A 24286-nucleotide genomic window follows, 5' to 3' on the forward strand; every position below is an offset into this window, starting at 1 on the left:
TGCGCCTGGAGAGATCATGTCCACGCGCACGACGCTCACGTCGGTAACGTTCACCCGGCCGTTCCTGCTCTCAGCGGTGGAGGGCGCGCAGCCCGCCGGCACCTATCGCGTCGTGACCGAGGAGGAGCCTCTGGAGGGGCTGAGCTTCGGGGCCTATCTGCGGACGGCGACGATGATCTACCTTCCGGCAGCCCCGGCGCCCGGCCAGACCCGCCAGGTCGTGCCTGTCGACCCCGACGAACTCTCCGCCCTGCTGGCTGCCGACAAAGATCAGGCTGCTTTGGGAATGTAATCGCAGGGCGGTTGCGGCGCCCGATGAGATCGGGCAAATGCGCCTCCCGAATCTCTGGAGAGGGCATACATGGCGACCCAAGAAGCGCGTTCCGAACCCGTACGTGACCCCCGCAGCCTGCGGCCAATTCCCCGCTTCATCTTCGCGTCACGATGGCTTCAGCTTCCGCTCTATTTGGGCCTGATCGTGGCGCAGGTCGTCTACGTCTTCCTGTTCCTGAAGGAGTTGCTGCATCTCGTCGTCGAAAGCCCCAGCGTGACCGAGTTGCAGGCCATGCTGATCGTGCTGGGCCTGATCGACGTGGTCATGATCTCCAACCTGCTGATCATGGTGATCGTGGGCGGTTACGAGACTTTCGTGTCCCGCATGGAGTTGAACCGCCATCCCGACCAGCCGGAATGGCTGAGCCACGTCAATGCGAGCGTCCTCAAGATCAAGCTGGCAATGGCGATCATCGGCATCTCGTCGATCCATCTGCTCAGGACTTTCATCGAGGCCGGCAGCCTCGGAAAGCCGAACGCCACCTACACCGAGGCGGCCATCATGTGGCAGGCGATCATCCACGCCCTGTTCATCCTGTCGGCCGTGGGCATTGCCATCGTCGACCGCATCTCCCAGCCGCCCGCCCGCCATCACTGACGGCAGGCAGCGGTCTGTCGGATATCCTCCCGCCGACCGGGCGCCGGCGGGAGGAGCTCCGCAACTACTGCGCCGCGCCGCCCGCCCAGGGTGACATGATCTCGTTCATACCGGTCAGTTCACCCGTCGTGGGATCGCGAACGATGCAGGAGGGATTGGCAAATCCCAGCGGCGAAACCGGATTGTCGACCTCGACCATCGGGAGCCTGGCGGCGATCGCCTTCTTCACCTCGTCGGGCAGGTCCCGGTTCACCCGGATCGGGCCGACGCCGGAAATATCCACGCGCGGCTGATGGAAGGCCGCTTCCACATCCATGCCGCGGTCGATCATCATCAGCGAAAGCTGGGAGACGGCCGGCACGATGCGCCGCCCGCCCGAGGCGCCGATGCAGAACCAGGGCTGGCCGTCCTTGACCACGACGACTGGGCAGATGTTGCAAAGCGGCTTCTTGCCCGGGGCGATCGAGTTCGGGCGGTTGGGCTCGGGGTCGAACCACAGCATGCCGTTGTTCATTGTGATGCCGGTCTTCGGCAGCATCACGCACGAGCCGAACAGGCTCATCAGGGTCTGGGTCAGCGCCACCATGTTGCCTTCTGAGTCGGCAGCGCAGAAATGGGTGGTGCAGGTGTCGGTCGGCTTGTCGCCCAGGGTCTTCAGTCGCTCGTCGTAGGCCTTGTGCATTCCCTCGGCGATGGCGGCGAAGAACTCGGCGCCCGGCGCCCCTTTACCTTGGGTCGCGGCGCCCGCGAGCTCGATGGCGCGGCGCAGGGTCGGACCGGCCGTGAGGCCTCCCGCGACGTTGATGGTGACGCCGTTATGCTCGAAGGCGAGGGGATCGACGATCTTCGCTTCGTAGCTGGCGAGATCGTCGTAGGAGATGGCCGAGCCGCCGGCCTGCAGATCGGCGGCAATGTCGCGAGCCAGGCTGCCTTCGTAGTATTCGCGCGGTCCGCCTTCGGCCAGCCGCCGCATCGTTTCGCCGAGATTGCCGAGCTTGATGTAGCGGCGGGTGCCGGCCCAGTCACTCGCCGGCACGCGGCCGTCGTCGCACAGGTAATTGGCCTTGGAGGCAGGGAATTTCTCGAGATGCTTGGCGCCGTTGGCGATCATCACCTGCATGTACCAGTCGAGTTCCATGCCGCGCTGAGCGATCTCGACGCCGGGCTGCAGCACGTCCTTCCAGGCGACCGTTCCGAAGCGCTCCAGCGCCTTGGCGAGGCCCGCGACCATGCCGGGCACGGCGATCGAGTGATAGCCGACCTCGTTGCGCTGTTCCTTGATGTCGGGCCAGGCAAACGGATTGGCGGGGCCGGGTCCGACGATCTCGTAGACCGACGGATCGAGCTTCTTGGCCGAAACGGGGCCGTAGTCGACCGTCCAGGCGCGGCGCTCCTTGGCGCTCCAGATCGTCATGAAGCCGACCCCGCCGATACCGCTCATCCAGGGCTCGAGGGCGCCGATGGCCATGCCGGTGGTGACCGCCGCGTCGATCGCGTTGCCGCCCTTGCGCAGGATCGAGGCGCCGACTTCCGCAGCCTTGGCATTCTGGGCGACGACGACGCCCTTGCCGCGAACCGCATGCTTTGTGAATTTCAGTTGCCGTGTCAGCGACTCGCTCATCGATACTCCTCAAGTGGGGGAGCGACTGTAGCGGCACCCTTTTTCGCCACAAAGCCTGTTAAACTGCAGGGCGGACAGGCAGAAAGATCGTGGCGTGGCTGAACTGAACCAGATCGATCTGCAGGCGCTCACCAGAGGCGACAAACGCACATGGGATGCGTTCGTCCTGGGGGCCGCGCCGTTGATCAATGCCGTCGTCCGCCGGACCCTCACGTCCTATCGGGTTGGTGAGGACGACGTGATGGACGCTGCCCAGGACGTGTTCGTGCGCCTGTGCGCGCAGGATTTCAGGCTGCTGAAAACCTACGATCCGGCCCGGGCCGGGCTTCCGACCTGGCTGTCGGTGGTGGCCCGTTCGTGCGCCATCGATCATCTGAGGCGTCGGAGGCAGGCGACAGAGCCGATCGACGACGTGCCCGAGGCCTTTCTGGGCGTCGAGGACCGGCATGTCGAAAAGCTGAAGATCCCGGAGGGGCTGCTCACGGCCCGACAGGTCCTGATCCTGAGGTACCTTTACGACGAGGAGCGGGACGTCATGGAAGTCGCACGATTGCTGTCGGTGGATGCCCAGACCATTCGCAGCACCCATCACAAGGCCCTGCTGAGGCTGCGGGCGCATTTTCGCGAGGAAGATCCCGGTGACGGGGGATGAAGCGCGATGTTTTGGCGTAGTATGAGCAGGAGCGACCCATGACCACCGAGCGGCGGACCCCGAGGAGCGACAAGGAGCTGTGGCGAAGCCTCGCCAGCCGGCCCGAAGGCGCGCCTGTGGAGGTGAGCGAGATGGACCTCGCCGCCTGGCTCGGCGGTCGGCTCTCGGAAGAGGTGGCTGCCCCGATCGAGGCGGCGGTGGCAGCGGATCCGGTGCTGCGCCGGGCCGCGCTCGACCTTGCCGATATTCTGGACAAACCCCTGCCGGCTGCGCCGGAGCGAGTGGTCGTGCGGGCGCGCGCGCTGGTGGATTTCGAGGTTGCGCGGAAGGCGTCCGGCGGCGGCCTGTTCGGCAGGTGGTTGTCCGGGCGGAGGCTGTTCGCCGGTCCACGTCCAGTGCTCCAGCAGGGTGTGATGGCGGTGGCGGCAGTCGTGATCGCGACGGGTGGCTTCATGGTGGGCGGCGGCTTGGGCGAATCGCTGGCCCAGCAGCGCGAAGGCTATTCCACGACCGAGTCGGCCTCTGTGAAGACGACGGCCTCGAACGAGGTCAGCGAGTTTTTCGCGGGCGACGGCATCTGACATGAACTCGCGTCTGCTTCAGACCCTGCTGGCGCTTTCGCTGCTTCTGAACACGTTCGTGCTTGTGGGCTTTGTCTACCGGAGCTGGATCGCCCCGCCGTTCGAGATGTACCTGCCGCCACCGCCACGCGGCGGACCTGGTCAGCCCGGGCAGCCGGGCGGGCCACGTTTCAATCCCGTCGAGATGGTCGTCCGCGATCTTGGTCTCGATGGCGAACAGCGTCAGAGGATGAAGGACCTGTTCGATCGCTACGCCAATGAGCGCCGCGAGCGGTTGCAGGACATCCAGCGCGTCCGCGAGCAGACGGGTATCGAGTTGGGACGTACACCCATGGACATGTCCAAGGTCGACGGTCTCATCGATCAGGTAAGCCACCTACGCGCCGAGCAGCAGAAGGAAACGCTGCGCACCCTATTGGAGCTCCAGCCGTCCCTGCGGCCCGACCAGCGCGAACGCCTGCAGGAGCTGCTGGTCGACCGGGTGGCGCCGCCACCGCCACCGCCCCGAGCGCCAGCGGGGGGACCCCCGCGACCGCCGCAATAGGAGGGTGTCGTCATGAGCGCGCATCTGGGCCGTCGCAGCTTCATGGGAGGCGGCTTGGCGCTATCGGCCGGACTGGCCGCCGGGCCGTGGTCTGCCGGTCCGGTGCGCGCGGCTCCGGCCATGGGCTTCGACGAGGCGCGGCACCTCCTCTCCCGCACGTCGTTCGGCGTGACGCCGGCCGAAATCCAGGCGCTCGAAGCGCTCGACTATACGGCCGCGGTCGATCGGCTGCTTGCCGATCCCCGCCGCGAGGCGGTGACGCCCGCGCCGGGTTGGATCGACATGGGGCCGGCGGAACTCCAGCGCCGTCAGCGGGCGGCCGAGGCCGGGCGCAAGCAGGGCATCGACGGCAAGAAGCTGGAAGTCGTGCTGCCGGTACGGGAGCAGGGCCGCGAGCTGAAGAACTGGTGGGTCGAGGAGATGATTGCGACCGATCAGCCGCTGGTCGAACGCATGACCCTGTTCTGGCACGGGCACTTCACCTCCTCCTTGGAGAAGGTGCGCTATCCATCGTCCCTGTTTCGCCAGAACGCGCTGTTCCGGCGGGAAGCGCTCGGCAACTATGCGAGACTGCTCAAGGCGGTGGCACGCGATCCGGCGATGCTCATCTATCTCGACGGCAGGGCATCGGTGGCGCGCCAGCCCAACGAGAACTTCACCCGCGAGCTGCTCGAGCTCTTCACCTTGGGCGAGGGCAACTACGGCGAATCCGACATCAAGGCGGCATCGCGCGCCTTCACCGGCTGGAGCGTCGATCGCGAGTCGGGGGCGTTCGTGGATCGACCTGGCCGCCACGACGACGGCCAGAAGACCTTTCTCGGCAAGTCCGGCCGCTTCGGCGGCGACGAGATCCTGAAGATCCTGCTCGCGCATCCGCGCACCGCCGAGATGATCGTCGAAAAACTGTGGCGCGAGTTCGTGTCGCTGCGGCCCGACCCTGTCGAAGTGGCGCGTCTCGCCGCGAGCTTCCGCGAGCGTGGGTACGAGATCAGGCCACTGATGCGTGAGCTCTTCCTGTCCGCCGCGTTCCGTGACCGCGCCAACCGGGGCGCCCTCATCAAGTCGCCGGTCGACCTCATCGTCGGATCGGTCCATGTGCTCGGCCTGCCGGTGCCGGAGAAGACGGGGCTTGTCCGTATGCTGCAAGGCCTGGGGCAGGTGCCGTTCAACCCGCCGAACGTGAAGGGTTGGGCCGGCGGCGAGAGCTGGATCTCGACCTATACGCTGCTGCTGCGCCAGCAGTTCGTGCGTCGCATGATCGAGGCGACCACCGTGGCGCCGATGGAGGGTGGCATGCGGATGGCAGACCGCCCCAACCGTCGTGCCGACCGCCGCGAGCAGCTTCCTGCCGTCGACCCCAAGATGGCGATGGAACCGCCGCGTTCAGTCGAAGGCCGCAGCCTGCGCAATGCCGGCAACGAGGTGCGCCTCGGCCCGTCGCTGGCCGGTATCGACAGTGCAACGCTGCTGCGCACGCTCCTGCCGGTCGAACCGGTCGACGGCGTGACCATGAACGGGTCGGCCGGCGCGGTCGTGGCGTCGGCGCTGCTCGACACGTCCTACCAGCTGAAGTGAGGAGGGGACGATGACTCGTACTCTCCTGCTGATCGAGCTGAAGGGCGGCAATGACGGGCTGAACACGCTCGTGCCTTATGCAGACGCGAAGTACCGCGAACTGCGTGGCGGGATCGGCGTGCCCCGCGAGCGGGTCCTGCAGCTCGATGAGAGAGTTGGCCTGCACGAGAAGCTCCTGCCTTTGATGGAGTCCTGGAAGGCAGGCGATCTCGCGATCGTGCAGGGCGTCGGCTATCCCTATCCGAACCGCTCGCACTTCCGCTCGATCGAGATCTGGGACACCGCCTCGGCATCTTCCCAGACGCTGAGCGAAGGCTGGGTCGCCCAGGCCTTCGGCGGCGCCAGCCTGGCCAAAGGTGTCGGCGTCGACTGCATCGTGGCGGACACCAATGCGTTGCCCGCGACCGGACCGTCCTTGCGCACCATCGTGATGCAGGATGCCGAGAACTTCCTGCGTCAGGCCAATGCGGTCCGCCCGGCTCCAATGCCCGGCGATGGCGGCAATCCTGCCCTCCATCACCTGCTCTCGGTGCGGCGGGAGATCAATGCCGCAGCGGCGGGCCTGCGCGACCGGCTGCATGACGTTCCGGCACCGGCCGAGGCCTATGGCCAGGAGTTTCCGCTCGGCCGACAGCTCGACCTCGCCACCCGGATCCTCGCGGCCAAGGTGCCGGTCGTGGCCATCAAGGTGGGGCTGGGCGGCTTCGACACGCACGCCAATCAGGCGCCGACGCACGAACGGCTCCTGGCTTTTCTTGCCGCGAACCTCGCGACGCTGCGGCGGAATCTGATCGCGGCCGGCCTGTGGAAGGAGGTGGTCGTGATGACCTATTCGGAGTTCGGCCGGCGCGTGAGGCAGAACGCCAGCGGCGGCACCGATCACGGCACGTCCGCGCCGCAATTCGTCTTGGGGGGCGACGTCAAGGGCGGCCTCCACGGTGCGTACCCGTCACTGTCGGATCTCCAGGACGGCGACCTCAGGCACACGGTCGACTTCCGCAACGTCTTCGGCACGCTGGCCCGCGGCTGCTGGGGCCAGGCGTGCGATTTCGGCCTGCGCCAGCCGCAGAGGCTCGACTTCCTCACCTAAGGCCCTGAAGGCGTTTTGATGCCTGCCTTCTTCCGACGCGTCAGCACGACCTCGCGAAGCGTCCCCACGAATGTTTCCTGCAGGCGCGTTGGCTTCCAGTTGCGCCGGGTGATCAGAAAGATCGGCCTGCCCGCGCTGGGGACCCGACGGTCGAGTACGACCAACCCCTGGTGCTCATAGTCCGTTCCGAAGTCGCTGCGCACGGTGAGAGCCAGGAACTCCCCGCTGAGCACCAGGCGGCGGGTGAGTTCGAAGAGCTCGCTCTGGGCGATGAAGTCCGGCGGCGCGATGCCTTCCTCCTCGAACATGGTACGGAAACGTTGTGCGATGCCCGTCCCCGGTGGATTGCCGATCCAGCGATAGCGGGCCAGTTCGTGCGCGGCGATCTCACGGCGGCCGGCGAGCGGGTGATCGCGGCGGCAGATGATGCGCACCTCGGTCTGGCATAGTTCCTCGATCGTGAAGTCGGCCGGCACGTTCGGCCGCGCCGTGCTCACCATGCAGTCGAGGCGTCCGCCGCGCACCTCCAGCAGCATCTCCTCGTAGGGCGCGTTGGTGACGTTGAAGCGCGCCGCGGGATGGCGCGTCGAGAGCTCCAGGACGGTGGCCGCGAGGACCCCTGCCGCGGCGGCGCGCACGGTGCCGATCGTCACCGTGCCTTCGAGCCGGCCGTCGGCTTCCTTGATTTCATCGGCTGCCGAGCGCAGTTCCTCGAGACCGAGATTGAACAGCACCGCGATCTCGTGGCCGAGCGCGTTGAGACGCACACCGCGTTTCTCGCGATGCAACAGCCCGGCGCCCAGCGCGCCCTCGAGGGCGCTGACGGCGCGGTGCAGCGAGGGCACGCGCAGATCGAGGCTCTCGGCGGCCCCGGCATATCCTTCGTGCAGGTCGAGCGCCACGAGCGCGCGAAGCTGGCCTATGGTAAGCGCGCGCAGCAGCTTCTCGATGCGGGACCCGCCGGCATCGGCCTCGCGCGGTACCTTGCGAATCGCGCGGGCCAGAAACGACATGCATCGCGCGATGCGCTGGCTCAGCACCGTCCCGTACTTGGTGGGCGCCAGTCCGGCTGGCCGTCGCTCGAACAGGGCGACGCCATAGAGGCGCTCCAGGGTGGCGAGGCTCAGCGTGACGGCAGGCTGCGTGAGCCCGACGCGGCGCGCCGTGGCGCGCACGCTCGCGCCCTCGCTCACCATGAGCAACAGGTAGGCATGCCGCAGGTTCGGAAAGGTCTGGCCCGTCATGTCTGTAATCGTTCCGAAGTCGTTAGCTAAAACTTATCTCATCCACTGTCGATCAAATCACGGGATGGGTGCAAAGCCGGAGCAATATCTCTCAGTTGCACAAGGCAGGCGCGGCCTCTCAAATTACACGCGCAGCCGGGGGAACATCGACAGGACGGGATTTTTACGTGACCCACGCCGGTAATTCCGGCGCGGGCAGTGGGAGTTTCGTATGCGTATGTCCGCCGACCGTCTGGCTCTGGTCAATCCGTCCGCCTCCGAAGGGGCCTCCCAAAAGGCCCGCGAACTTATCGCGATGGGAATCGATGTCATCACGCTGGCGACAGGCGAGCCTGATTTCGATACGCCCGGCCACGTGATCGATGCGGCCATCGCGGCGATGCGCGCCGGGCAGACGCGCTACACGGGCACCGGCGGCACGGTCGAGCTCAAGAAGGCGATCATCGAGAAATTTGGCCGCGATAACGGCCTGGCGTACGAACTCACGGAAGTGCTGGCGAGCGCCGGCACCAAGAACGTGATCTATCTCGCTCTCGCGGCCAGCCTCAATCCCGGCGACGAGGTGATCGTGCCCGCGCCGCACTGGGTCTCCTACACGGAGATGACCAAGATGTGCGGCGGCACGCCGGTGGTCGTGAGCTGCGCGCAAAATAACGGCTTCAAGCTCGACGCCCAGACCCTCGAGCAGGCGATCACACCGCGCACGCGCTGGCTGATGCTCAATACCCCGTGCAACCCGACCGGGGCCGTCTACAGCCGCGAGGACCTGCAGGCGCTTGCCGACGTCGTTCGACGCCATCCGCAGGTGCTGGTGATGACCGACGAGATCTACGAGCACATCATCTTCGACGGGCTGCGCTTCTACAGTTTCGCCGAGGTGGCACCCGACCTGAAGGCGCGCACGCTCACCCTGAATGGCGTGTCAAAGGGCTATGCCATGACCGGCTGGCGCTTGGGCTTCGCCGGCGGCCCGGCCGAGCTCATCGCGGCGATGAAGAAGGTCCAGTCGCAATCGCTGGGGAGCATCAGCTCGATCACCCAGGCGGGCGCGATCGCCGCGCTGCTGGGACCGCAGGCCTATCTCCAGGAGCGGTCCGATGCCTTCCAGGCACGACGCGACCGGGTCATTGAATTGCTCGGCGCGGTGCCCGGTCTGCGCTGCCATCGGCCGGAAGGCGCCTTCTACCTGTTCGTCGAATGCAGCGGTCTGATCGGCAAGAGGACGCCCAAGGGGGCGACGCTCGACCGCGACATCGAGATCGCGGAATACCTGCTCGACGAGGCGCGGGTCGTCGTCGTCCACGGCACGGCCTACGGCATGTCGCCCTATTTCAGGCTCTCGATCGCCACCTCGATGGAACGGCTGGAGGCGGCCTGCGCCCGCATGTCCGCCGCCATCGGGCTGCTGAAATAGCGGCGGTGCCTCCCGTGGTGCCCGCGCGCCTCGCCACGATCAAGGAACTGATCGACGCCTTCGCCCGCAGTGGTGCGGAGGAGCTGGAGGTCACCGACGGCACCCTTCGGCTCCGGATGCTGCGCAAGCGCGCGTCGGCACCGTCTCTTGCAGCGCCGGCATTGGAGGTGGCGCCGGTCGCGCCCGCTCCGTCGCTCGAGATGCCGGCCATCGAGGCCGCGCCGGTGTCGGGCCTCGTGGTGACGGCCGCCATGCATGGCGTCTTTCATCGCGCGCCGGCACCGGGGGCGGAGCCCTTCGTGAACGTCGGCGGGAGTGTGACGCGCGGCCAGGCGCTCTGCATCCTCGAGGCGATGAAGGTCTTCAACGCCGTCGTCGCGCCGCAGGACGGCGTGATTGCCCGCATCCATGCAGAGAACGGCGAAGACGTCATGGCAGGCCAGCCGTTGTTCACCCTCGAGGCCGTCCAGCAGAGGGCGGCCGAATGAATTCCGGCGTCATCGAGCTGTCCAGCCCCCGCGTGAGCCTGTGCGGCAGCGCGGCATTGCTGCTCGATGCCGAGGGCCCGCTGTCGCTGCCGACACAGGAACGCATCTGGCGGCTAGGCGACATCGTCCTGGAATGGGACGGCGTCGTCGACGTCCAGGCCGGCATGAACAGCCTGCTGGTCGTGCTCGACCCGCTGAACGCCGATCCGGCCGAATTGTCGACGCGGATGCTCGACCTGTGGCCGACCATCGAGGCGGGACGCATTGCCGGCCGCCTGCTGGAGGTCGGCGTGGTGTATGGCGGCGAAGGCGGGCAGGACCTGCCCGACGTCGCGGCCTATCACCGCGCGACCCCAGAGGCGATCGTGGCGCTGCACGCGGCCCCTGAATATGTCGTGTTCGCGCCCAGCGTCTCGCCCGGTTTCGGCTATCTGTTCGGTCTCGATCCGCGGCTGTTCACGCCGCGCCGCAAGGTGCCGGTCATGCGACCGGTCGGCGGCGGCGTGTCGATCGGTGGCGCACAGTCCAATCTCGGCAAACCCTACACGCCGGGCGGGCCCACCATGAATCCGACCGGCTGGCACACGATCGGCCGCGCGCCCGAGGTGCCGGTGCCGTTCGACCTTGCCAACGACCCGCCCAATCTTCTGTCGCTGGGCGATCGCATCCGTTTCCGCATCGACCGGATCGAAGCGTGATCGAGATTCTCGAGACGCCACCGCTCAACTCCGTCCAGGACCTCGGTCGCCTGGGCCTGCGTTGCCACGGCATCGGTCGCGCCGGCGCGATGGACCGCGTGGCCCTTCAGGCCGCCAACGCCCTGCTGGGCAACGACGAGAACGCCGCCGGTATCGAATTGCAGCTCTTTCCCGTGCGGCTGCGCTTCCGTGCCGACACGATGTTTGCCCTCACGGGCGCCGACTGCGCGCCGCATCTCGAGGGCCGCCCGCTGCCGCCCTGGTGGGTGGCGCAGGCGAGGGCCGGGCAGGACCTCGTCCTGTCGCCGCCGCGGCATGGCTTGCGCAGCTATCTCGCGGTGTCGGGCGGCTTGGATGTGCCGGTCGTGCTGGGCTCGCGCAGTACCCAGATGCGGGACGGCTTCGGGGGCCACGACGGTCGCGCGCTGACGGCCGGCGACCGCCTCGAGGTGTTGCCGTCGGCTCCGGTCGCGTTGCGCGACGCAGCGGGCCATGGCGCGCTGCCGCCATCGCTGGCGCTCGCCCCGCCGACGGCTGCGCAGGCCACCGACGGGGCGATCTGGCTGCGCGCCATCGCGGCCGCCGAATATGGGCAGTTCGATGCCGCCTCCCACAAGAATCTCTGGGATACGCCCTGGAAGGTGACGTCGCAGAGCAACCGGCAAGGCTATCGCCTGGAAGGGGCGGGGCTGCAGCGCACGGTACTGCTCGAGATGCGTTCTCACGGAATCGTGCCCGGCGTCATCCAGGTGCCGCCGTCGGGCCAGCCCATCATCCAGCTCGCCGACGGCAACTCAGCCGGCGGCTATCCCAAGATCGCGGTGGTGATCGAGGCCGATCTCTGGCGCCTCGCCCAGGCCGCGCCGGGCAACAGGCTGCGCTTCGTGTCCTGCACGCAGGAAGAGGCGCGGGCCGCCGAACGCGAGATCGCGTCCTGGCTGTCCTCGCTGCGTCGACTCGCCGGCTATTGCCGCCGCCCGGCGTTGGAGAGGGCGGCATGATCCTCGCCGCGCATGAGATTGCCGACCTGGTGGCGCACATGCGCAGCGTCGGCGTAACCGAGATCGAAATCGCCGAGGGCGACGCCGCGCTGCGCCTCGTCGCGCCGGAAGAAGGGGTGAGCGCCTCCGCGGCGGCCGCGGGGCCGACGATCGTGAAGGCCACTGCCTGCGGGATCTTCCTGCCCGGACATCCTGCACGCTCCGGTACGCCGGTCGGCGCCGGAATCGTGGCGGGCGAGGTCGTGGCCGTGATTGCTACGGGACCGCTGTTGCAGCCGGTCGTGGCGCCCTGCGACGGCACCGGGCTGCGGCTGCTCGCGACCGCGGGGCAACGCGTCGATTTCGGCGCCGACCTGCTTGCCCTGGCGCCAATTCCTTGCCTTCAGAGCCAACGCCAACGAAAGGACGTCTGATGAAGATCGATCTCAACTCGGATCTCGGAGAAGGCTTCGGCCGGTGGAAGATGGGCGACGACGAGGCGCTGATGAAGCTGATCTCGTCGGCCAACATCGCATGCGGTTTCCATGCCGGTGACGCCGTCATCATGACGCGCATGGTCGAGGCGGCGAAGGAGAACGGCGTGGCGATCGGCGCGCATTGCGGTCTGCCCGACCTTCTGGGCTTCGGCCGCGTGCCGATGGAGATCAATCCGCGGGACCTGCAGAAGCACATGCTCTATCAACTGGGTGCCCTGTCCGCGATCGCCCAGGTCGGCGGCTACAAGATCACCCATGCCGGCGGGCACGGTGCGATGGGCACCATGTTTGCGAAAAATCACGAATATGTCGAGCTGATGCTCGATGTCTTCAAGGCCTTCGACAAGGACCTGATCCATGCCGCGGCGCCGAACGGCTACGCCCTCACGTATGCCAAGAAGATCGGCATGCGCACCGTCGGCAAGGTGTTCGCCGATCGCGCGTATGACGATGAGGGCCGCCTGGTCAATCGCCGGCTGCCGGGGGCCGTCATCACCGACATGCAGGAAGTCGTCTCGCGCATCGACCAGTTCCTGAACGACGGTACCTTCACGGCGCAGTCGGGCAAGCGTGTGAAGTTCGACGCGAAGTGCGTGCTGGTGCACAGCGATACGCCGGGCGCCGTCGACATCGCCACGGCCGTGCGGCAGGCCGTCGAAAAGGGCGGCGGCAAGATCGTGCCGCTCACCGAACTCGCAAACTGACCGGTACCGGGCATGGCCTTCGACACCGTTCTCGTCGCCAACCGGGGCGAGATCGCGCTCAGGGTGATCCGCGCCTGCCGCGCGCTCGGCCTGCGCGCGGTTGCGGTGTGTTCCGACGCCGATCGCGGCGGCGCGTGGTTGCGTGCGGCCGACGACAGCGTCTGTATCGGGCCGGCGCCGGCGGGCCGCAGTTACCTCGACGCGCCGGCGCTTTTGCTGGCGGCCGAGGCCACCGGCAGCCAGGCGATCCATCCCGGCTACGGCTTCCTCGCTGAGAACGCGGCCTTCGCGGAGGAGGTGGAACGGGCCGGCCTGACGCTGATCGGTCCGAGTTCGGGCGTGATCCGAATGATGGGCGACAAGATTCGCGCCAAGGAGGCGATGCGCGCAGCCGGAGTGCCCTGCGTGCCGGGCAGCGACGGCGCCCTGCCGGCGGCCGCCGCGGCCTGCGAGGCGATCGCGGCCGAGGTCGGATATCCCGTCATCATCAAGGCCTCAGGCGGCGGCGGCGGGCGCGGCATGCGCGTGGTGCGTGAACCCGCGCAGCTGGCGGCCGCCATCGCCACGACTCGCGAGGAAGCGGTGCGGGCGTTCGCCAATCCCGATCTTTATGTCGAGAAGTTCCTGGAACACCCGCGCCATGTCGAGATCCAGGTCCTGTGCGACCATCACGGCAATGCGCTGTGGCTGGGCGAACGCGATTGCTCGGTGCAGCGCCGTCACCAGAAGGTCATCGAGGAGGCACCGGCGCCGGGAATTCCCGCAGCCGAGATCGCAGAACTCGGCGAGCGTTGCACGGCGGCCTGCCGCGCGATCGGTTATCGCGGCGCCGGCACATTCGAGTTCCTCTACGAGGACGGCGTGTTCGCTTTCATCGAGATGAACACGCGCATCCAGGTCGAACACACGGTCACCGAGGAGACCACCGGCCTCGACATCGTTCGCGAACAGATTCGTGTCGCACAGGGCGGGAGGCTGACGCTGAAGCAGGCAGATGTTGTGCGCACAGGGCACGCCATCGAATGCCGCATCAATGCCGAACATGGGTTCACCGGCCAGCCATCGCCCGGTCGCCTCGCCTATTGGCACGCTCCGGGCGGGCCGGGCATCCGGGTCGACAGCCACATGGTCTCGGGTGCGGAGGTGCCGCCGCACTACGACTCGCTGATTGCCAAGATCGTCGCCTCCGGCACGGATCGTGCTGAGTGCATTGCCAGGATGAAGTCCGCTTTGGCCGAGTTGCGGGTCGAGGGCATCACCGTGAATGCCGACCTTCACATGTTCATCCTGGAAGACGCGGCGTTCGAAGCCGGTGGAGTGACGATCCACTATCTCGAGGAGCGTCTGCGACGCCGCGCCGAGGCAAGCCCGGGTACGGGATCATGACGACAAGCGCAATTCACACGACGGTCGGAATGGAAAAAGCGAAGGGCATCGCCATACCGCGCACGGTCGTCGGCGTGGTGTTGCTGCTGCCGGCGCTCGCTTTCCTGGTGGTGTTCCTGGTGGTGCCCTCGGCGATCCTGCTTGGTTACAGCGTGTTCACCCAGAATCAGACGGGCGACATCAGCCTGCCGATGACGCTCTCGAGCTACGAGCGCCTGATTTTCAGCCCCGCCTATCGCCGCGTCACGATGACGACGCTCAGGGTTGCCTTCTTCACGTCGCTCTTCACCTCGCTGCTGGCCTATCCGCTGGCGATGGTGATCGCCTATGGGCGGCCGATGGCGAGCCGGATCACCATGATTCTCGTCGTGGCACCCTTGGTGGTGAGCGTGATCGTGCGCACGTATGGCTGGCAGCTCGTGCTGGGAAACAGCAACACCGGCGTGCTCAACTGGATCCTGGGCACGCTTGGCGCCGGACAGGCGCCGGTCAAGGTGCTGTACACAGAGTGGGCGATCGTGATCGCCTCGGTTCATGTCTTCCTTCCGCTGATGGTATTGCCGATCGCGGGTTCGCTGGGCCGCATCAATCCCTCGCTCAACGAGGCGGCGCGCATGCTGGGGGCGCCGGCCTGGCGCGCCTTCCTGCGCATCACGCTGCCGCTCAGCGTGCCCGGTCTCGTAGCAGGGCTCACCATCGTGTTCTCGCTGACCGCCGCCTCCTACGTGACGCCGCAGATGGTCGGGGGCAATCGTGGACTGATGCTGGGGGTGCTGCTGGAGCAGCAGATCAATACCGCCTTCGACTGGCCGATGGCCGCGGCCATCGCCTCGGTGATGGTGGCCATCGCCCTGATCGCCAATGTCGGCGTGGCCTGGCTGGTCGAGCGGCGCGCCGCGCTGCGCCAGCGCCGCTCGGGAGCCCGGTGATGGCGGCGCGTCTTTCCGGCGGCGGCGGGCTGATCACCTACATGGTGGCCGCTGCGACTCTCGTCTTCGTCGTGGCGCCGCTGGTCGTTGTGGTGGCGCTTTCCTTCTCCGAAGCCAATCTCGCGATCTTCCCGCCGGTCGGCTTCACCCTCTCCTGGTATGCCGACGTCATCGCGAACCTGGACTTCCAGCACTCTTTTCTCATCAGCGTGGTGCTGGCGCTCGCGGCAACCGCCGCCGCCTTTGCGATCGGCGTGCCGGCCGCCTATGCGTTGAACCGCTGGCCGGTGCCGGCCGCGCGCACCATCGAGGCGATGCTGCTCTCGCCCTTTATCCTGCCGATCCTGATCACCGGCCTCGCCCTGCTGCAGTTCATGGCGACAATGCGCATGCGCGACGCCGGGGTGAACCTGTTCATCGGCCACGTGCTGGTGACCTTGCCGTATCTGATCCGCACCGTCACGGCGAGCCTGAAGCAGGTCGACCGCACGCTTGAGGAGGCCGCGCTCACCCTGGGAGCGCCGCCGTGGAAGGTGTTCTGGAAAGTCACCGTGCCGCAGATCTTGCCCGGCATTGCGGCGGGTTGCCTGTTCGCCTTCATGATTTCGTTCGACGACTTCCCGATCTCGTTTTGGCTGGCCAACGTCGAAACGATGCCGCTGCCGATCTACTTGCACAACAGCATGAGCAAGGTCTTCGACCCGTCGATCGCGGCGATGTCGAGCCTGATGATCCTGACCGGAATCCTGGCCGTGATCGGCCTCGAAAAGCTCGTGGGCCTGCGCAAGGCCATGAGCATCTGACGCCGCGTAGACGATCAACGATTGTCAAACAGAGAGGTAAGCGACATGTCGGATCAGACTGGAAAGAAGAAGGCGATCATCACCGGGCGCCGCTCCCTGCTCGCCGCGGCAGGCCTTGCCGCTCCGATGTTCTTTGTCCGAAACGGCTGGGCGGCCGGCAAGTCGATGTATGTCGGCACTTATACCGGCGTGCAGGGCGAATACATACGCCGGCACGTGATCCCCAAGTTCCAGTCTGACCTCGACTGCAAGGTCCTGCAGACCGAGAACGTGACCCTGGGCAATATCGGCATCCTTCGCACCCAGAAGGCCAATCCGAACTACTCGGCCATGATGATGGACGATGTCGGCGTGCCGATCGCCAAGCAGGAAGGGCTGATCGCGCCGCTGCCCAAGGACAAGATCCCGAACCTGGCCAAGGTCTTCCCGAACTTCATGTACAATGACTCGCACGGGGCCGCCTTTGCCATCTCGACCGTGTCGCTCTGGTACAACAAGAGCATCAAGCCGCTCGACAGCTTCGCCGACCTGTGGAGCGAGCGCTTCCGTGGTCGCTACATGATGGTGACGCCCAAGCAGACGCAGACGGTGCAGCTCCTGGCGGTTGCCGCATCGATGGCCACGGGCAAGCCGATCCTCGAGGCGCAGTACGAACTCGACAAGGGCTGGGCCAAGATGGCGGAGCTGAAGCCCAACGTGCAGACGATCTACGAAACGTTCGGCAATGCCGTGCTGCAGGTCTCGCAGGGCCAAGCCGATGTCGGCGGGCCGGACTTCTCCAAGAGCGTTCTGCCCTATATCGCCAAGGGGGCGCCGCTGGTCATGAGCAAGCCGGCCGAGGGATCGTTCGCGGGCGTCAACACGATCACTCTGGTCAAGGGTGCGCCCGAGCCCGATCTCGGCTGCGCCTTCATCGACCGGATCCTGTCGCCAGCGGTCCAGAAGGGCATGGCAGAGTTCACCATCGCGGCCCCGTCCGTGAGCGGCATCGAACTCGATGCGAAGACCGCAGCCGTCGTCGCCTATCCGGAATCGCGGATGAAGGAGATGAAGCTCTATGTGCTCGACTGGGAGAAGATCAATCCGCAGCGCAGCGCGATCCTGGACAAGTTCAACCAGGTCTTCGGGAGCTGACCGTGGCGACGCCGGGTCTTGCGGTCGCGCCCGCCACCGATCTCGCCCTGTCCGGGCTGACCAAGCTGTTCGGCACAAGCACCGCCGTCGATGGCGTCACGCTGCGCATCCGGGCGGGCGAGATGGTGGCCTTGCTGGGTCCGAGCGGCTGCGGCAAGACCACCACCCTGCGCATGATCGCTGGCCTCGTCGAGCCGACCGAAGGCGACGTGATGATCGGCGGTTCGCGTGTCACCCACATCCCGGTGCATCGCCGCAACATCGGCATGCTGTTTCAGAACTACGCGCTGTTCCCGCACCTGTCGGTGGCCGAGAACGTCGCGTTCGGCCTGCAGATGCGAGGGCTGCGCAAGGCCGCGATCCGGCCCAGGGTCGAGGCGGCCCTGGCCCTGGTGCAGCTCGGCGAATATGCGGACCGGCTGCCGTCGGCACTGTCGGGCGGCCAGCAGCAGCGTGTGGCGCTGGCCCGCGCCATTGTGATCGAGCCGAGCCTGCTGCTGCTCGACGAGCCACTCGGGGCGCTCGACCGCAATCTCCGCGAGAGCATGCAAGTCGAGATCCGGCAGATCCAGAAGCGTCTGGGCATCACCGCCGTCCTTGTCACCCACGACCAGGAGGAGGCGCTGACGATGGCCGATCGCGTGGTGATCATGCGAGACGGCAAGCTCGAGCAAGTCGGGACGCCGCAGGAAATCTACAGCCGCCCGGCGACGCGCTTCGTGGCGAGCTTCATCGGCGCCTCGAACTTCCTGCGCGGCCGCGTCGAGGGTCGCAGTGGCGGCCAATCGCTGGTCAGGCTGGTCGGCGGCGGTCGGGTGGAGATTCCCTGGCCCGGCGACGACCGCAAGGACGTGCTGATCTCGGTGCGGCCCGAGGCCGTCGCGCTTGCGCCGCTCGACGAGGTCGTGCCCGGCGCGCTGGGCGGCACCTCGGCCACAGTCCAGCAGGTCGTCTACAAGGGACAGGCCACGCACATCCACCTGCGGCTCGACGATGCCGAACCCTTCGTCGCCTTTCTGCCCAACCGGCAGGGTGAGTCGATCTCCCAGTCCTACGCCGTCGGCGACAAGGTCTGGGCCTCGTGGTCACCGCAGAGCAACTGGCTGGTTGCGGACTCGTGAGGGGGCCGGCCGCCGCTGTAGTTCAAGAAGGGGATGCCTGCGTGATCCGAGAGTTGCTGTTCAAGGTCGAGGCGCTTCCCTATCGACATCTACTGTCGCAGACCTTCACCCTGGTCGACTATCCGCCGCTCGCCGCCCTGCCGGCTGCCGAGATCAGGGAGCGGGTCGAGGTGCTGGTGACCAGCGGCCACGCCGGTGCTACGCGCGGGGATATGGCGTCGCTTCCCGCGTTGTCGCTGATCTGCTGTGTCGGCACCGGCTACGAGAACGTCGATCTCGACGCCGCGCGCGAACGCGGCATCCTCGTGTCCCATGGTGCGGGCACGAATGCCGGTGCGGTGGCCGATCATGCATTCGCGTTGCTGCTTGCCGTCATGCGCGACATCCCGCGCTTCGACGCCTCGGCGCGCCGCGGCGACTGGCGCGGTACGATCGGTTCGCGCCCGATCCCGACCGGCAAACGGCTGGGCCTGATCGGAATGGGGGGCATCGGGGAAAGGGTCGCGGTCCGCGCCGCGGCCTTTGATATGGAGATCGCGTATCACACGCGGCGCAAGCGGACCGACCTGCCGTGGCGGCATTTCGACTCGGCGCTTGCCCTCGCCGACGAGGTGGACTGCCTCGTCGTCGCCGCGCCGGGCGGCCCCAAGACCCGCCACATGGTCGATGCCGCCGTGCTGGCGGCGCTGGGGGCCCGGGGATTCCTGGTCAATGTCGGACGTGGCAGCATTGTCGACACACAAGCCCTGGTCGCTGCGCTCAGGGATGGCGTCATCGCCGGCGCCGGCCTCGATGTCTACGAGGATGAACCGTCGATCCCCCAGGAGCTTCGCGAGATGACGAACGTCGTGCTGACGCCGCATGTGGCGGCCCATGCGCCGGAAGTGCAGACAGCCGCCGCAAGCCTTCTTCAGAGCAACATCGAACTCTTCCTGAGCGAACGACGAATCCTGACCCCGATACCGGAAATCCGCGGTCAGGCCCTCGGCGAGCCGACCATCGCACGCTGGGCCTGAGGCGACACTCGCCTATGACCTGAGGATGGCGGCGCCCCGTCCGAGAAGCTCGTCGCGCACGGACCCGCGGTCGGCCTCGATCCGGATGTACCAAATGAGCAGCGCGGCGATGATCTTGATGACCACCGGTACGGCGATATAGACGATGATCAGTGCCGTCCCGCTGTACAGGCCCTCGGACGGATTGAACCCCAGAAGCGCGGCCACGGGCAGTGAGCCGGCTGCTCCGATGGCCGTCGCGAGTTTGGTCGAGAGAGCCCACAGGCCGAAATAGGCACCGGTGTCGCCCTTGGTGTCCTTGCCCTCGTCGGAGTTGATGATGTCGGCCAGGACCGACGGCGGCAGGCCATAGTCGGCCCCGATGCCCAGGCCGGTGATGATGGCGATCGGCATGAACCAGACGAAGTCGCCGGCGCCAAGGAAGACGCCGAACGACATCGCCACGGCCGTCAGGACCATGGCGATGAACCAGGCGGCTGTCTTGCTGAAACGGCGCGACAACAGCATCCAGAGCGGCACGCTGGCGGCGGCGGCGCCGAAATAGACCAGCAGGATGATGCCGGCCTGCAGCTTGTTCCCCTTCAGCACATGCTCGACGTAGAAGAGCATCACCGAGACCGCGACGCCCAGCGCCGCGCCATTGACGATGAAGACGAGCAGCAGGCGACGAAACAGCCTGTTCTTCAGCGGCGCGAAGAACGGGATCAGCGTCTTGATCGAGGCGCTTCGCTCCATGTTGCGGGTCGGTCGGGCCAGCGACGGCATCAGGCCGATCAACCAGTCGCGGAAGTACCGGACATGGATTTCCGGATTCTCGCGCACGACCGGCGGATGGACCGAGGGAGGCGACCAGAGCAGGGTCGGCAGGGAGAACAGCACGGCGATGGGGATGAAGATCAGCCCCATGTAGACGTAGCCGGCATGCTCGCCCATCTGGGCGGTGAAGTAGGTGGGGAGCACGACCGCGAGGGTCATGCCGATCAGGCCGAAGACCTCGCGGCCGACCGTGACCCGGGTTCGCTCATTGTAGTCGTCGGTCAGCTCCGCCCCGTGAGCGTGATAGCTGATCGAGACGCCGGCATAGCCCAGATGGACCACGAGGAGCGCGACGAACAGCCAGGTCGCCAGCCACACGGGCTGGGTGAACAGGGACACCGGCGGATGGAACAGCATGTAGAAGCCGCCGACCAGCAACGGCAGCATCAGGGCCACGAAGGTGAGGCGCCCGCGCGGGCCGCGATGGGTGAACTTGTCGCTGATCAGGCCGATCACCGGATCCTGGATCGCATCGATCACGCGCGTCGCGATGAAGATCAGGCCCATGATGCCGAGCGGCACCTTGAGCACCTCGCCATAGAAATGGCTGACGTTCAGAACCACCGGCAGCGCCGCCATGTTGAGCGGGAGCTGATTGGTCGAGTAGGCGACGAGACGGTCGAAACGCAGCCTTATGGACGTCGTCGAGCCGAGGCCGGACTTGGGCGCATGCACGCGGATTTTGCCTTCCTGTTCGGCTCACCTTTGACTGGCGGCCTCTTGATTGCCGACAGTTATATATGCCTGAAGTGTGCCTGCAAAACGTCCGTACGGCGCGTGGAGAAGCCTGCGGCACAATAGGCAAGGTAATACCGCCACATGCGGCGGAAACGCTCGTCGAAGCCCATGCGGCCGACCTGGTCGGCCACCCCGTCGAAGCGGCCCAGCCAGGTTTCCAGGGTCCGCGCATAGTCCAGTCCGAAACTGTAGAGTTCCGCCACCTTCAGGCCTGCCTGCCGGCACTGCTCGCGCAGGCTGGAGGGAGACAGGAGCATGCCGCCGGGGAAAACGTAGGTCTGGATGAAGTCGGGGTGCTTTCGGTAGCGCTCGAAGAAATCATCGGCGATGACGATGGCCTGCACGATGGCCGACCCGCCGGGCACCACGTGGCGCTTCAGCGTCGCGAAATAGTCGGGCCAATAGCGCTCGCCCACGGCCTCGATCATCTCGATCGAGACGATATGGTCGTAGCGGCCCTCGATGTCGCGATAGTCGCGGAACTGCAGGTCGACCCTGTCGGCCAACCCGGCCCGGTCCAGGCGCGCGCGGGCATACTCGAGCTGCTCCTTCGAGATGGTCACGCCCGTGACCCGCATGCCGCGCCGGGCCGCCACTTCGGCAAAGCCACCCCAGCCACACCCGATCTCGAGGATGCTGTCGCCCTGGCGGGCGCCGAGTTGCGACAGGATGCGCTCGTACTTGGCGATCTGGGCGGCCTCGAGCGGCTTCTCCGCCTCGCCTTCGTACAAAGCGGAGGAGTAGGTCATCGAGGGGTCGAGCCACAGGCCGTAGAACTCATTGCCCAGGTCGTAGTGGGCATGGATGTTCTTCTTGGATCCTTCGCGGGTGTTCGCGCGCCGGCGGTGGAGGAGCTTCAGGAGCATGCCGTGGAAGACGTTCGTCCGGGTCATCTTGCCGAGCGCCTGCTCGTTGGCCAGTAAGAGGCCGATCAGGCTCGGCAGGTCGGGCGACTCGCAGAAGCCCTCCATGTAGGCTTCGGCGAACCCCATGTCGCCGTCGAGCAGCACCCGGCGAAAGAAGCGCCAGTCCCGCACGTCGATCTCGGCACGGGGCATGGCGTCGGCCTTGCCGAAGACGCGCCTGTTGCCGTCGGGAAGTCGCACGCTGAGGCGACCGACGGACAGACGTTCCAGGGAATTCAGGACAAACCGGGCGGCGAGGGGCATGCGGTCCGAGGGGAAGTCAACGGGTCACGAGCTCCGACGGCGGTGCTGGCTTGGCGTAAAATCTCGCCCGCTTCCGCCACAGATGCAAGGCCTGCCAGTGGATCCGGACCACGACGCCCAGCGTCATGGTCGGGTTGGCGAGAAACCGTCGCAGGATGCCTCGATCGTCCAGCGCCTGGCGCCGACCGCCCACCGACGTGGCGAGCATCAGGCCCTGGTCGTCATGGTAGTTCACGTCGACATGCGCGCGCTCGTCGTCGAGACGAAAGCGGAAGCGGTAGCCGCCCTCGATCGGCAGGAACGGGGAGACGTGAAACACCTTGCGGCCGTCGAACCACTGGTCGGCCTCGATGGGCGCGCCGTCGTCGTGATGGACGAGGTAGCAGTGGCTCTCGCCGAACGTGTTGTTGACCTCGCAGAGGACCGCTCGAAGGGCCCCTTCGCGGTCGCGGCAGAACCAGAAGCTCACCGGATTGAACACGTAGCCCAGCATGCGGGGCATGGTCATCAGCACGACCTCGCCGTCGCAGATGTCCGCCACGCCCTGCTGCTGCAGGATGTCCTTCAGCCAGAGCCTGAGATCCGACCCATCCCGGGCGCCATGGTCGGCTCGGCGGAAGGAGACGGCGCCGCGGCGGTCGACTTTGAGCCAGCGGCCGGCCGCGCTTTCGAGCGCATCGAGGCCGAGGCAGAGATAACCCACCTTGTAGCGGAACGCGTTCTCGCGCGGCCGGAGCCGCCGATGGACGATCGTGGCGTCGACGATCGAATGAGGAGACGCGGGGCTCACGGGCTCTCGGCCGCGGTGCGGGCGGCCACGGGAACCGGCAGCGGTGGGATCGCCGGGCGGTCGGCCACGACCCGTGGCGGATCGCCGATCCGGCGGTGCTCGTCGGGACGCGGCCAGGGGCGATGGACGCCAAGTTGCTCGGCGACGTCGAGGCCGGCCGACAAGGCGTCCTCGTGGAAGCCGTAGCCGCAATAGCTGCCGCAAAAATAGGTGCCCCGCACACCCTGGATGCGATGCAGGTCGCGCTGCGCGCGGATGGCCGCAGCGTCGTACATCGGATGCTCGAAGGAGAAGCGCGAATGAGCCGTCGCCGGCGCCGGCACACGGCCCGGATTCACCGACACGAACAGCGGGGCGCTGTCGGGCAGGTTCTGCAGGCGGTTCATCCAGTAGGTCACGCTGACGTTGGTGTCGCGGCTGCGACTGTCGGCAACGTAGTTCCAGCTCGCCCAGGCGCTGCGGCGCTTCGGCATCAGGCTCTCGTCGCCATGCAGCCATACCTCGTTGGTCGAGTAGGCGAAGCGGCCGAGCAGGTCGCGCTCCGTCTGGTCGGCATCGGTGAGGAGGCCAAGAGCCTGGTCGGCATGGCAGGCGAGCACGACCCGGTCGAAGCGATCCCAGTGTCCGCCCGCGTCGCGGACTTCCACGCCTTCGCCGAGACGCCGGACCGCACTGGCCGGTGTCGCCAGCCGTGCCCGCGCACGCAGCGGGGCCACGATCCGCTCCACGTAGGAGCGGCTGCCGCCACTCACCGTACGCCATTGCAGCTGCGGGCCGATCGTCAGGAGTCCGTGATTGTTGAAGAAGCGCGCGAAGGTCTGCGCCGGATAGTCGAGCATGCGTCCAAGCGGCGTCGACCAGATGCAGGCCGCCATCGGCACGAGATAGCGGTCGCGGAAGGCCGCGCCGAAGCCCTCCTGCTCGACGAAGTCGCCGATGGTGAAGTCGAGGTTCTCCGCCTGGTCGAGAAGCTGCGGGGCCATCCTGTTGAACCGCAGGATGTCATGCGTCATGCGCAGGAACGAGGGGCGAGCGAGGTTGCGGCGCTGGGCGAAGTAGCCGGCGAACGAACTCGCATACTCGAAGCCGCCATCGTCGAGGCTGACGGCGAACGACATGTCGGACGGCTCGGTCGGCACGCCGAGATGATCGAACAGGGCGATCAGATTGGGATAGTTGCGCTCGTTGAACACGATGAAGCCGACATCGACCGGCAGGCGCCCGTGCTTCGTCGGGGCGTCGACCGTGCAGGAGTGTCCGCCGAAACGGTTCTCGCGCTCGTAGACGACCACGTCGTGGCTGCGGCTGAGGAGCCAGGCGGCTCCGAGACCGGACACGCCGGCGCCGATGACGGCGATTTTCATT

The 24286-nt window shown here is 66.7% G+C and carries 25 protein-coding genes; 19 read left to right on the plus strand and 6 right to left on the minus strand.

Features of this window, described 5'->3' with window-relative positions:
* Positions 1-16: 16 nt before the first annotated feature.
* Positions 17-292: a hypothetical protein gene (locus ACO07K_RS07770; RefSeq protein ID WP_422035340.1), complete on the plus strand. Its 276-nt coding sequence runs from the start codon at positions 17-19 to the stop codon at positions 290-292.
* Between the two features lie 69 nt (positions 293-361).
* Positions 362-931 carry a TIGR00645 family protein gene (locus ACO07K_RS07775; RefSeq protein WP_422035341.1) on the plus strand — a complete coding sequence of 190 codons (570 nt, stop codon included), beginning with the start codon at positions 362-364 and terminating at the stop codon, positions 929-931.
* A gap of 64 nt (positions 932-995) precedes the next feature.
* On the opposite strand, the gene ACO07K_RS07780 is transcribed toward ACO07K_RS07775, so the two are convergent.
* Positions 996-2552: a gamma-glutamyltransferase family protein gene (locus tag ACO07K_RS07780; protein WP_422035342.1), complete on the minus strand. Its 1557-nt coding sequence runs from the start codon at positions 2550-2552 to the stop codon at positions 996-998.
* Between the two features lie 94 nt (positions 2553-2646).
* On the opposite strand from ACO07K_RS07780, the gene ACO07K_RS07785 reads away from it, so the two are divergent.
* From ACO07K_RS07785 to ACO07K_RS07805, 5 genes are read left to right on the plus strand one after another with little or no spacing between them, the layout of a single operon-like run.
* Entirely contained in the window at positions 2647-3204 is a 558-nt protein-coding gene (locus tag ACO07K_RS07785) for an RNA polymerase sigma factor (protein ID WP_422035344.1), read from the plus strand.
* A 38-nt stretch (positions 3205-3242) separates the two neighbouring features.
* Positions 3243-3785 carry a hypothetical protein gene (locus ACO07K_RS07790; RefSeq protein ID WP_422035345.1) on the plus strand — a complete coding sequence of 181 codons (543 nt, stop codon included), beginning with the start codon at positions 3243-3245 and terminating at the stop codon, positions 3783-3785.
* A 1-nt stretch (position 3786) separates the two neighbouring features.
* Entirely contained in the window at positions 3787-4329 is a 543-nt protein-coding gene (locus ACO07K_RS07795; RefSeq protein WP_422035346.1) for a Spy/CpxP family protein refolding chaperone, read from the plus strand.
* Between the two features lie 12 nt (positions 4330-4341).
* Positions 4342-5904, plus strand: a complete 1563-nt coding sequence (locus ACO07K_RS07800) for a DUF1800 domain-containing protein (RefSeq protein ID WP_422035347.1) — start codon at positions 4342-4344, stop codon at positions 5902-5904.
* A gap of 10 nt (positions 5905-5914) precedes the next feature.
* Positions 5915-6994 (plus strand): DUF1501 domain-containing protein, encoded by a 1080-nt coding sequence (locus ACO07K_RS07805; RefSeq protein WP_422035348.1) that lies wholly within the window; start codon positions 5915-5917, stop codon positions 6992-6994.
* Here ACO07K_RS07805 and ACO07K_RS07810 read toward each other — a convergent pair.
* Complete coding sequence (locus ACO07K_RS07810) at positions 6991-8238, minus strand: LysR substrate-binding domain-containing protein (protein WP_422035349.1); 1248 nt, start codon at positions 8236-8238, stop codon at positions 6991-6993. The genes ACO07K_RS07805 and ACO07K_RS07810 overlap by 4 nt on opposite strands.
* Positions 8239-8449: 211 nt before the next feature.
* Between ACO07K_RS07810 and ACO07K_RS07815 the strand changes: the two genes are divergently transcribed.
* The 12 genes from ACO07K_RS07815 to ACO07K_RS07870 are packed head-to-tail and all read left to right on the plus strand — an operon-like array spanning position 8450 to position 19408.
* Positions 8450-9652: a pyridoxal phosphate-dependent aminotransferase gene (locus ACO07K_RS07815; protein ID WP_422035350.1), complete on the plus strand. Its 1203-nt coding sequence runs from the start codon at positions 8450-8452 to the stop codon at positions 9650-9652.
* 14 nt (positions 9653-9666) lie between these two features.
* Positions 9667-10140, plus strand: a complete 474-nt coding sequence (locus ACO07K_RS07820; RefSeq protein WP_422035351.1) for an acetyl-CoA carboxylase biotin carboxyl carrier protein — start codon at positions 9667-9669, stop codon at positions 10138-10140.
* Positions 10137-10838, plus strand: coding sequence for a 5-oxoprolinase subunit B family protein (locus ACO07K_RS07825; protein ID WP_422035352.1), 702 nt, complete (start codon positions 10137-10139; stop codon positions 10836-10838). Before ACO07K_RS07820 ends, ACO07K_RS07825 begins: the two co-directional genes overlap by 4 nt.
* Positions 10835-11839 (plus strand): biotin-dependent carboxyltransferase family protein, encoded by a 1005-nt coding sequence (locus tag ACO07K_RS07830; protein WP_422035353.1) that lies wholly within the window; start codon positions 10835-10837, stop codon positions 11837-11839. Before ACO07K_RS07825 ends, ACO07K_RS07830 begins: the two co-directional genes overlap by 4 nt.
* On the plus strand, positions 11836-12252 hold the full coding sequence (locus ACO07K_RS07835; protein ID WP_422035354.1) for a hypothetical protein: 417 nt from the start codon (positions 11836-11838) through the stop codon (positions 12250-12252). Before ACO07K_RS07830 ends, ACO07K_RS07835 begins: the two co-directional genes overlap by 4 nt.
* On the plus strand, positions 12252-13019 hold the full coding sequence (locus tag ACO07K_RS07840) for a LamB/YcsF family protein (protein WP_422035355.1): 768 nt from the start codon (positions 12252-12254) through the stop codon (positions 13017-13019). Before ACO07K_RS07835 ends, ACO07K_RS07840 begins: the two co-directional genes overlap by 1 nt.
* Positions 13020-13031: 12 nt before the next feature.
* Positions 13032-14405, plus strand: a complete 1374-nt coding sequence (accC, locus tag ACO07K_RS07845; protein WP_422035356.1) for an acetyl-CoA carboxylase biotin carboxylase subunit — start codon at positions 13032-13034, stop codon at positions 14403-14405.
* Positions 14406-14434: 29 nt separating this feature from the next.
* Positions 14435-15334: an ABC transporter permease gene (locus ACO07K_RS07850; RefSeq protein ID WP_422035357.1), complete on the plus strand. Its 900-nt coding sequence runs from the start codon at positions 14435-14437 to the stop codon at positions 15332-15334.
* Positions 15334-16137, plus strand: a complete 804-nt coding sequence (locus ACO07K_RS07855) for an ABC transporter permease (protein WP_422035358.1) — start codon at positions 15334-15336, stop codon at positions 16135-16137. The genes ACO07K_RS07850 and ACO07K_RS07855 overlap by 1 nt, the downstream gene beginning before the upstream one ends.
* A 45-nt stretch (positions 16138-16182) precedes the next feature.
* On the plus strand, positions 16183-17271 hold the full coding sequence (locus ACO07K_RS07860) for an extracellular solute-binding protein (protein ID WP_422035359.1): 1089 nt from the start codon (positions 16183-16185) through the stop codon (positions 17269-17271).
* Between the two features lie 2 nt (positions 17272-17273).
* Positions 17274-18392 (plus strand): ABC transporter ATP-binding protein, encoded by a 1119-nt coding sequence (locus ACO07K_RS07865; RefSeq protein WP_422035360.1) that lies wholly within the window; start codon positions 17274-17276, stop codon positions 18390-18392.
* Positions 18393-18445: 53 nt separating this feature from the next.
* The gene (locus ACO07K_RS07870) at positions 18446-19408 is read left to right on the plus strand and encodes an NAD(P)-dependent oxidoreductase (protein WP_422035362.1); all 963 of its coding nucleotides are present in this window, start codon (positions 18446-18448) and stop codon (positions 19406-19408) included.
* Positions 19409-19420: 12 nt separating this feature from the next.
* Here the strand turns inward: ACO07K_RS07870 and ACO07K_RS07875 are convergent, their stop codons facing one another.
* Genes ACO07K_RS07875 through ACO07K_RS07890 form a run of 4 tightly spaced genes read right to left on the minus strand, consistent with a single transcriptional unit; the run spans position 19421 to position 24285 of the window.
* Complete coding sequence (locus ACO07K_RS07875) at positions 19421-20899, minus strand: MFS transporter (protein WP_422035363.1); 1479 nt, start codon at positions 20897-20899, stop codon at positions 19421-19423.
* Positions 20900-20958: 59 nt separating this feature from the next.
* Positions 20959-22131 (minus strand): class I SAM-dependent methyltransferase, encoded by a 1173-nt coding sequence (locus ACO07K_RS07880; protein ID WP_422035364.1) that lies wholly within the window; start codon positions 22129-22131, stop codon positions 20959-20961.
* A gap of 16 nt (positions 22132-22147) precedes the next feature.
* Positions 22148-22921, minus strand: coding sequence for a DUF1365 domain-containing protein (locus tag ACO07K_RS07885; protein WP_422035365.1), 774 nt, complete (start codon positions 22919-22921; stop codon positions 22148-22150).
* Positions 22918-24285, minus strand: a complete 1368-nt coding sequence (locus tag ACO07K_RS07890) for an NAD(P)/FAD-dependent oxidoreductase (RefSeq protein WP_422035366.1) — start codon at positions 24283-24285, stop codon at positions 22918-22920. Before ACO07K_RS07890 ends, ACO07K_RS07885 begins: the two co-directional genes overlap by 4 nt.
* Between the last annotated feature and the right edge of the window lies 1 nt (position 24286).

The organism is Reyranella sp., from assembly GCF_965228225.1.
Lineage (GTDB): Bacteria > Pseudomonadota > Alphaproteobacteria > Reyranellales > Reyranellaceae > Reyranella.